The following is a 7910-nucleotide window of genomic DNA, read 5'->3' on the forward strand; positions in this document are numbered from 1 at the left end:
GCCGAAATGGCGGAACTGGTGTTCCGCGAGACGGGCTTGCTGCCTCATCTCAATCCCGGTCTGATGGACAGCGCCGACTATGCGCTGTTGAGGCCGCATTCCGCTTCCATGGGCATCATGCTGGAAAGCAGTTCCGACCGGCTGTGCGCACGCGGCGGCCCGCATTTCGGTTCGCCCGACAAGGAGCCGGCCCTGCGATTGGCCGCCATCGAGGAGGCCGGACGGGCGCGCGTGCCATTCACGACCGGCCTGCTGATCGGCATCGGCGAAACCCGCGATGAGCAGGTGGAAGCGCTGGTCGCCATTCGCGATCTGCATCGCCGCTACGGCCATGTTCAGGAAGTCATCATCCAGAATTTCCGCGCAAAGCCGGGAACGCGGATGGCGGATCATGCCGAACCGTCGCTTGACGATCATCTTTGGGGCATCGCCGCCGCGCGGATCATCCTGGGGCCTGAGATGACGATCCAGGCACCGCCCAATCTCCACGATCGCGTCGATCTGGCGCCGCTGATCCGGGCCGGCGTCAATGATTGGGGCGGGGTGTCGCCCGTGACGCCGGACCATGTAAACCCGGAGGCGCCCTGGCCGCATCTGGAGATATTGGAGGACGCCACCAAAGCCGCAGGCCGCATATTGATGCAGCGGCTCGCCATCGGCCCGCGTCATGCCCTTGCGGCGCGGGATTGGGCTGCGCCAGCCATCGCCACCCAGATCCTGCGCGCCATCGACGGGCGGGGCTTGCCTAAGGTGGACGAATGGTCCGCGGGACATGGCGATCCTGCACCCGACACCATGGTGATGGAGCCGGTTCTCGCCTCCCGATCGATCCTGTCCATCCTTGACGCAGCGGAGGAGGGTGAACGGCTGAGCGAAGCGGACATCGTGACCCTGTTCGACGCCGAGCAGGATGATTTCGCCGCCATCGTCGACCGGGCCGACCGGTTGCGGCGGCAGGCCGTAGGTGACACGCTGACCTATGCCGTTAACCGCAACATCAACTATACCAACATCTGCCTCTATAAATGCGGCTTCTGCGCCTTTTCCAAGGGCAGCACCAAGGCCATGCGCGGCCCGGCCTACAGGCTCGACATGGAAGAGGTTGGACGCCGCGCGGCCGAAGCCTGGGATCGCGGTGCGACCGAAGTCTGCCTGCAGGGCGGGATTCATCCCGATTATGACGGGCATACCTATCTCAATGTCCTCAAGACGGTGCGCGACGCCGCGCCGGATATCCATATCCATGCCTTTTCGCCGCTCGAAGTGACCCATGGCGCCCGCACGCTCGGCCTGCCGCTGGAGGATTATCTGGCGCGGCTGAAGGAAGCGGGGCTGTCCACGCTGCCCGGTACGGCGGCGGAGATACTGGACCCCGAAGTTCGCGCTATCATCTGCCCGGACAAGGTGACAGCGGACGAATGGATCGAGGTGATGCGCGTGGCCCATGGGGTGGGCCTGCGCAGCACGGCCACGATCATGTTCGGCCATGTCGAAGAATATAAGCATTGGGCGCGCCATCTGCTGCGCATTCGCGGATTGCAGGAGGAGACGGGCGGCTTCACCGAATTCGTCCCGCTGCCCTTCGTCCATATGGAATCGCCGATATGGCGCAAAGGGCTGGCGCGATCGGGCCCCAGCTATCGCGAAGCGGTGTTGATGCACGCCGTGGCACGCATCGCGCTGCATCCGGTGATCCCCAATATCCAAGTGTCCTGGGTGAAGATGGGGCCGGAGGGAGCCGCTGCGATTCTGAAGGCGGGCGCCAACGATATGGGTGGCACGCTGATGGATGAATCGATCACCAGGGCTGCCGGCGGCGTCAATGGGCAGGAATTCGGCCCCAGGGAAATGCAGGCCCTGGCGGCATCTGTCGGGCGACCTGTGCGCCAACGCACTACGCTTTACGAGCTGGTGCGACCTCGTCGCGCCGTCTTGGCTGAACCATCGTGAACGATCTGCAACATCGTTCGCCAGCTCCATTGAAGGACAATATATGACTCTTCCCGCCATTGCCGTCGTCGGCGGCACCGGTAATCTGGGCGCTGCGATCGCCTGGCGGCTGGCGCGTGCCGGCTATCCCGTGACGATCGGATCGCGCAACGCCGAAAGCGCGGAAAAGGTTGCCGCGGAATTGGGGCATGGCCTGCGGGCTGGCGCCAATGTGGATGTCGTCGCGAATGCGGACATCATCATCTTGACGGTGCCCTTTGCCGCGCAGGAGGCGACGCTTCGCGACATCGCGCCGCATGTCGTCGGCAAATTGGTCGTGGATACGACCGTTCCCCTCGTTCCGCCCAAGGTGATGCGGGTCCAGTTGCCCGATGAAGGCTCCGCCGCCCAAAGGGCGCAGGCGGTGCTGGGAGAGGGCGTGACACTCGTGTCCGCGTTCCACAATGTCGCTGCGCACAAGCTGGCAAAGGACATTGACGTCGGCTGCGACGTGCTGGTCTTCGGCGACGACAAGGATGCCCGGGGTCGCATCGTGGCGCTGGCCGATGCCATGGGATTGAGGGGGCTTCACGGCGGCGCGTTGGTAAACTCCGCGGCCGCCGAAGCACTCACGTCGATCCTCATTTTCATGAACAAGACCTATAAGGTTGACGGCGCGGGCATTCGTATCACAGGAGATTTGATCCCGCTCGACGCTTGAGGTGTATTTGATGATCGAAATCGTACCGTTGACCGGAATTGGGGAGGTCAGACCGGGCGATGATCTGGCGGACATTCTGCATGTGGCGCTTGATCGGTGCGGCATTGAACCCCACGCCGGCGACCTTCTGGTCGTGACGCAAAAGATCGTGTCCAAGGCCGAGGGGCGTTTCATGTCGCTGGCTGATGTGGAGCCTGGAGAAGAGGCGCAGCGCCTGGCCGATATCACGCGCAAGGATGCGCGGCTGGTGCAACTGGTGCTGGATGAATCCAGCGCCATCCTGCGCGCCGTGCCCCACGTCCTGATCGCGCGGCACCGGCTGGGCCATGTCATGGCCAATGCCGGGATCGATCGGTCCAACATCGGGGCGGGGGAGGGCGATCGCGCCTTGCTCCTGCCGGTCGATCCCGATGGAACGGCGTCGCAACTGCACGCCCGACTGGGCCTGCCCGTCGTCATCTCGGACAGTTTTGGCCGACCCTGGCGGATGGGCGTGGTGGCGGTCGCCATCGGCGCCGCCGGATTGCCGGCGTTGCAGGATCGCAGGGGAGAACTGGATCGCGACGGGCGGACGCTTGAAGTTACCCAGGTCGCCCTGGCCGATATCGTCGCGACGGCCGCCTGCCTCGCCACCGGGGAAGGCGCGGAAGGCATACCGGCAGCGCTGGTGCGGGGTTGCCCGTTGACCGGCCCGGCTCGCCCCGCCGCTGATCTGGTGCGCCCCGTTCACGAAGATCTGTTCGCATGAAGCGCGTCGTTGTTCTGACCGGTGGCGTCGGCGGCGCGAAGCTGGTTCTGGGTCTGTCGCGCATCGTGGCGGGCGAGGGGCTGACGGCGATCGTCAATACCGGGGATGATTTCCGGCATATGGGGCTGCACATTTCGCCCGATATCGACACCTTGCTCTATACGCTGTCCGGCAAGGCGAATGGCGCGCAGGGTTGGGGGCGGGAAGGCGAAAGCTGGGGCTTCATGGCGGCCCTTCGCGAATTGGACGGGGAGGACTGGTTTCAGCTTGGCGACGGCGACCTGGCCCTGCATGTGGCGCGGACCCATGCCCTGACGCAAGGGCAGAGCCTGTCGCAGATCACCGCGCGATTTGCCGCCCAGTGGGGCATCGCCACCCGGATACTGCCCATGAGCGACCAGGCGGTCGCGACGATATTGGTTACGGACCAGGGACGGCTTGAGTTTCAACGCTATTTCGTCGAACAGCGTTGCGCGCCGGCCGTGCGACACATCATGTTCGAGGGCGCCACGCACGCCGTTCCAGCCCCGGGCGTCATCGAGGCGATCCAGTCGGCCGACGCTGTATTGCTGGCCCCATCAAACCCATTTCTGAGTATCGATCCGTTACTGGCGGTGCCCGGCATAGGCTCCGCGATCAAACAGACCAAGGCGCCCGTCATCGCCGTGTCTCCACTTGTCGGCGGCACGGCGGTCAAGGGCCCGACCGCCAAGCTGATGCAGGAATTGAGCATGGCGGTCGATAATGACAGCATCGCCCGGCATTATGCCGGGCTGATCGACGCCATCTTGATCGATAACGGAGACCGTTGCGAGGCGCCGGACATTGTCGTTGGGCGTTGTGCGACCCTGATGACGACTCCGGATGACAAGATTCGCGTGGCGCAGGCGGCGCTCGATCTCGCGATCAGCTTTCGTTCGTGAAGGACTGGGCTGCCCTCGTCCCCTTGAAACAGGGTGTGGAAAGTAAGTCGCGACTTCGGGAAGCGCTGGAACCGGCCGAACGCATGGCGCTGGCGTCGGCGATGGCCGCGCGGGTCATGACCTGTCTGTCCAATGTGAATGCGATCAATTCCCTATACCTTCTTGCGCCGACGGAAGTATCCGAATGGCCGTCGCATTGGTTGCCCGACAGCGGCAGAGGCCTCAATCCAGAGTTGGAGAGCGCGCGGGCGCAATTGGGCAATCGCCCCTTGCTTGTGATCCATTCCGATTTGCCGCATCTGACGGTGCAAGACGTCCAGGCCTTGCTGACTGCCGCTGACGATCGCGGCTGTGCCTTCGCGCCGGATCGGCACGGCCGCGGCACAAATGCGGTGGCACTCCGGGACGCCAACCCCTTCCGCTTCGCCTTCGGACGGGACAGCCTTACGCCCCACAGGCAGCAGCGTCCGGGGGCCGCGATCGTGGAACGGGCCGCTCTTGGCTTCGATATCGACACGCCCGCCGATTTGGCTGAACTGCATGATATGTGCGCGGCAAGACTGAAATCTTGACCGGCGCTATCCTTCCCAAGGGAAGGTGTGGTCGAACCGATCCCGGCCATTCTGCCCGCCAATCTGGAAATCAGGGAGGATCGGTCGATGAAACTGAACGTGGGCGTGCCCAACAGCATGCATGTCGCGGCAATGACGCAAGCTTGGGAATATAGCCTGACCGGGGACGACATCTGACAGGCGATGGCGACGGCCGATCGACTGGGCTTCAACAAGTGCATGTTGGGCGAACATTTCATCATTCCGCAAGAGCATATTGGCCTGTCAGGCGACCATTATGTCCATGGCACGGTTGCCCTCTCCTTCCTGGCCGGCCGCACCAAGACGATGAAATTAAGCTCCTCGGTGTCAATCCTGCCGCTGCAGAGTCCGATCGTTCAGGCCAAGGCCTGGTCGACCCTCGACTGGCTGAGCGGCGGGCGGGCCACGGCCCTGTTCGGGGTCGGCTGGCTGAAGGAAGAGTTCGACATGCTGAATGTCGATTTCCACCAGCGCGGACGCATGGCCGATGAATATGTCGCCGCGATCATCGAATTGTGGACGTCGGAAAAGCCCGAATTTGAAGGCGAATTCGTTCGGTTCAGGAATGTCGGTTTCGCGCCCAAGCCGGTGCAGCAGCCGCGCTTGCCGATCTGGCTCGGGGGCGACGCCGAACCGGTGCTCAGGCGGGTAGCGAAATTCGGCGATGGCTGGTCGCCCTTCCGTACGCCACCGGAAAAATTTCCCGAATGCCTCGATTTCATCCGTTCACAGCCGGAATATGACGGGCGGCCGATCGATCTGTTCTTTGCGCTGGAAATGCTCAATGTCGGCGCCCATCACGAGATCATGGACGACCCGCGCGCGCCCGGAACGCGGGATGCGCAAAAGGTCATCGATCAGGTGGGCTGGTTGAAGGAATTGGGGGTCAATGAAACCATCGTTCCTCTGCCGCCGGGGATATCCGGGCTGACCGAATATCTCGATCGGCTCCAGTGGGTCGCCGAGGAAATCATGCCCAAAATCTGAAACCTGCCGGGGGAAAGGCGCGGAAGGCTGTGCCTTTCCTCAGGGATATCGAAAGAGGGATCGGGAGGACTTGATGGCCCAATATGATGTTGTGGTGGTAGGATCGGGCGCGGCCGGCATGACGGCGGCGATCAGGGCCGCGTCTGCCGGGCTGTCGGTTCTCGTGCTGGAAAAGGCCGCACATTTCGGCGGTACGACAGCGGTTTCGGGCGGCGGCATCTGGATCCCCGACAGCCCGCAAGCCAGAGCGGCCGGTGTCGAGGACAGCCGCGCCGTGGCGCGCCAATATGTGCTGGACGTCATCGGACCCACGGCAGATCCCGTGCTGATCGACGCCTATCTCGATGCCGGTCCGGAAATGGTGGAATGGCTGGACCAGAACAGCCGGGTGCATTTCCTGCTCTCGCCACCCAGCAGCGACTGGTATCCGGAAGTCCCCGGCGCGGCCGATCATGGCCGCCTGCTGTCGCCGCAGGAATATGACGGCAAGAAACTGGGCGATCATTTCGCCGATCTTCGTCCCGCGCGCGAGGAGTTCAACGCGCCGGGCGGCTTTATGATCGATCTGTTCGATCTACCCTATCTGGCGGAAATGCCCTCGCCCAAGTCGCTGTTCCATTTCGGCAAGCTGGCCGCGAAGTTCGGCCTGGATAAGGTTCGTCGCTATCCGCGCGGTACGCGGCTGACCATGGGCAACGCGCTGGCGGCGCGGCTGATCCGATCGGCGATCGATACCGGCGTCACGCTCCGCAAGGACGCCGCCGTCGATCGGTTGCTGGTGAAGGCCGGCCGCGTGACCGGTGTGCGCGTTAATGGCGAGGATATCGCGGCGCGGGTTGGCGTGCTTCTGGCGTCGGGCGGCTTTTCCGCCAGCGAGCAGTTGCGCAAGGCTTACATCCCTTATGCCGAGAAGCATGTCTCGATCCTCCCCTATGAAAATACCGGCGACGGGATGAATATGGGGCTGGATGCCGGCGCTTCGCTGGACGGCGACAATCTTGTCAATGCGGTTTGGGCCGTGGTGTCGAAGATGACGCGGCCGGACGGCTATGTCGCGCGCTATGCCCATCTGATCGACATGTCGAAGCCCGGCTGCATCGCGGTCGATGCCAAGGGCGAGCGGTTCGGGAACGAGGCTTCGGTCCATTTCGTGGAGGCCATGCACAAGAGCGGCACCGTGCCCGCCCACATCATCGGCGACGCCGCCTTCATCAAGAAATATGGCATGGGCATGGTCTATCCCGGCGGTGGCGGCCTGAAAAAGCTGATCGCGGCGGGCTATGTCACGGAAGCGCCCAGCCTGCGCGAACTGGCCGGCAAGATCGGAGTGGACGCCGATGGCCTGATGGCGACGGTCGCGAAGATGAACCGCTATGCCGATACCGGCAAGGATCCGGATTTCGGCAAGGGCGACACGCAGATCGACATCGAGATCGGCGATCCCAAGCATAAGCCCAACCCGTGCCTGGGCCGGGTGGAAACCGCGCCCTTCTATGCCATCAAAATCCATCCGGGCGACGGGTCGACGACCGTGGGCCTCAAGATCGACGCGCAGTGCCGCGTGATCGGCACCGATGGCGCGCCGGTGGAGGGATTGTTCGCCGCAGGACTCGACGCCAATTCCATTTGGCGCGGCAAGTCGCCGGCCCATGGCTGCAATGTCGGCCCGGCCATGGTGACCGGCTTCATCGCGGGCAAAGCCATGGCCGAGACACTGGTGCCGGCATGATCCTTTTCGGGCGGGTTAACGGCAAAAGCCGGGATAAGGAATATCCCGATCCCGGCTTCTGCCGTTTCAACTTCTGAGAGGGCCGCAGGCTGCTACGCCGGTTCGGCAACCATGCCCGCGCGCGCTCGGGCGGTCGCCACCAGCTTGAACAGGCCCGCATTATAGTCGGTCAACTGCTCCATGGTCAGGTCCCGATAGGGCGTCATCGGGCAAAGCGAATCCACAACATCCCAGAACGGCTCGATCTTTTCGAGAACTTCGTCCACCGGCCCGCAGGTCA

General features: G+C 63.5%; 8 protein-coding genes and 1 pseudogene. 8 read left to right on the top strand and 1 reads right to left on the bottom strand.

Going from position 1 to position 7910, the window contains the following annotated elements:
• From cofH to ACFC3J_RS14415, 8 genes are all read left to right on the top strand, one after another.
• Nucleotides 1–1950: 5-amino-6-(D-ribitylamino)uracil--L-tyrosine 4-hydroxyphenyl transferase CofH (cofH, locus tag ACFC3J_RS14380; RefSeq protein ID WP_375196845.1), on the top strand; the 1950-nt coding region annotated here is incomplete at its 5' end.
• 43 nt (nt 1951–1993) lie between these two features.
• On the top strand, nt 1994–2650 hold the full coding sequence (gene npdG, locus ACFC3J_RS14385) for an NADPH-dependent F420 reductase (RefSeq protein WP_279728643.1): 657 nt from the start codon (nt 1994–1996) through the stop codon (nt 2648–2650).
• Nucleotides 2651–2660: 10 nt separating this feature from the next.
• On the top strand, nt 2661–3398 hold the full coding sequence (gene cofE / locus ACFC3J_RS14390) for a coenzyme F420-0:L-glutamate ligase (RefSeq protein ID WP_375196846.1): 738 nt from the start codon (nt 2661–2663) through the stop codon (nt 3396–3398).
• Nucleotides 3395–4321 (top strand): 2-phospho-L-lactate transferase, encoded by a 927-nt coding sequence (gene cofD, locus ACFC3J_RS14395; RefSeq protein ID WP_279728641.1) that lies wholly within the window; start codon nt 3395–3397, stop codon nt 4319–4321. Before cofE ends, cofD begins: the two co-directional genes overlap by 4 nt.
• A complete protein-coding gene (gene cofC, locus ACFC3J_RS14400) occupies nt 4318–4893 on the top strand; it encodes a 2-phospho-L-lactate guanylyltransferase (protein WP_375196847.1) in 576 nt (191 codons plus the stop codon). Before cofD ends, cofC begins: the two co-directional genes overlap by 4 nt.
• Nucleotides 4894–4920: 27 nt before the next feature.
• Nucleotides 4921–5070 (top strand): hypothetical protein, encoded by a 150-nt coding sequence (locus ACFC3J_RS14405; protein ID WP_375196848.1) that lies wholly within the window; start codon nt 4921–4923, stop codon nt 5068–5070.
• Between the two features lie 6 nt (nt 5071–5076).
• Entirely contained in the window at nt 5077–5901 is an 825-nt protein-coding gene (locus tag ACFC3J_RS14410) for a TIGR03619 family F420-dependent LLM class oxidoreductase (protein WP_375196849.1), read from the top strand.
• A gap of 73 nt (nt 5902–5974) precedes the next feature.
• Nucleotides 5975–7630, top strand: coding sequence for an FAD-dependent oxidoreductase (locus ACFC3J_RS14415; protein WP_279728637.1), 1656 nt, complete (start codon nt 5975–5977; stop codon nt 7628–7630).
• A gap of 92 nt (nt 7631–7722) precedes the next feature.
• On the opposite strand, the pseudogene ACFC3J_RS14420 reads toward ACFC3J_RS14415, so the two are convergent.
• Nucleotides 7723–7910 (bottom strand): annotated as a pseudogene (locus ACFC3J_RS14420) (LLM class flavin-dependent oxidoreductase); the annotation flags it as partial.

Source organism: Sphingobium sp. (genome assembly GCF_041987595.1).
GTDB lineage: Bacteria > Pseudomonadota > Alphaproteobacteria > Sphingomonadales > Sphingomonadaceae > Sphingobium.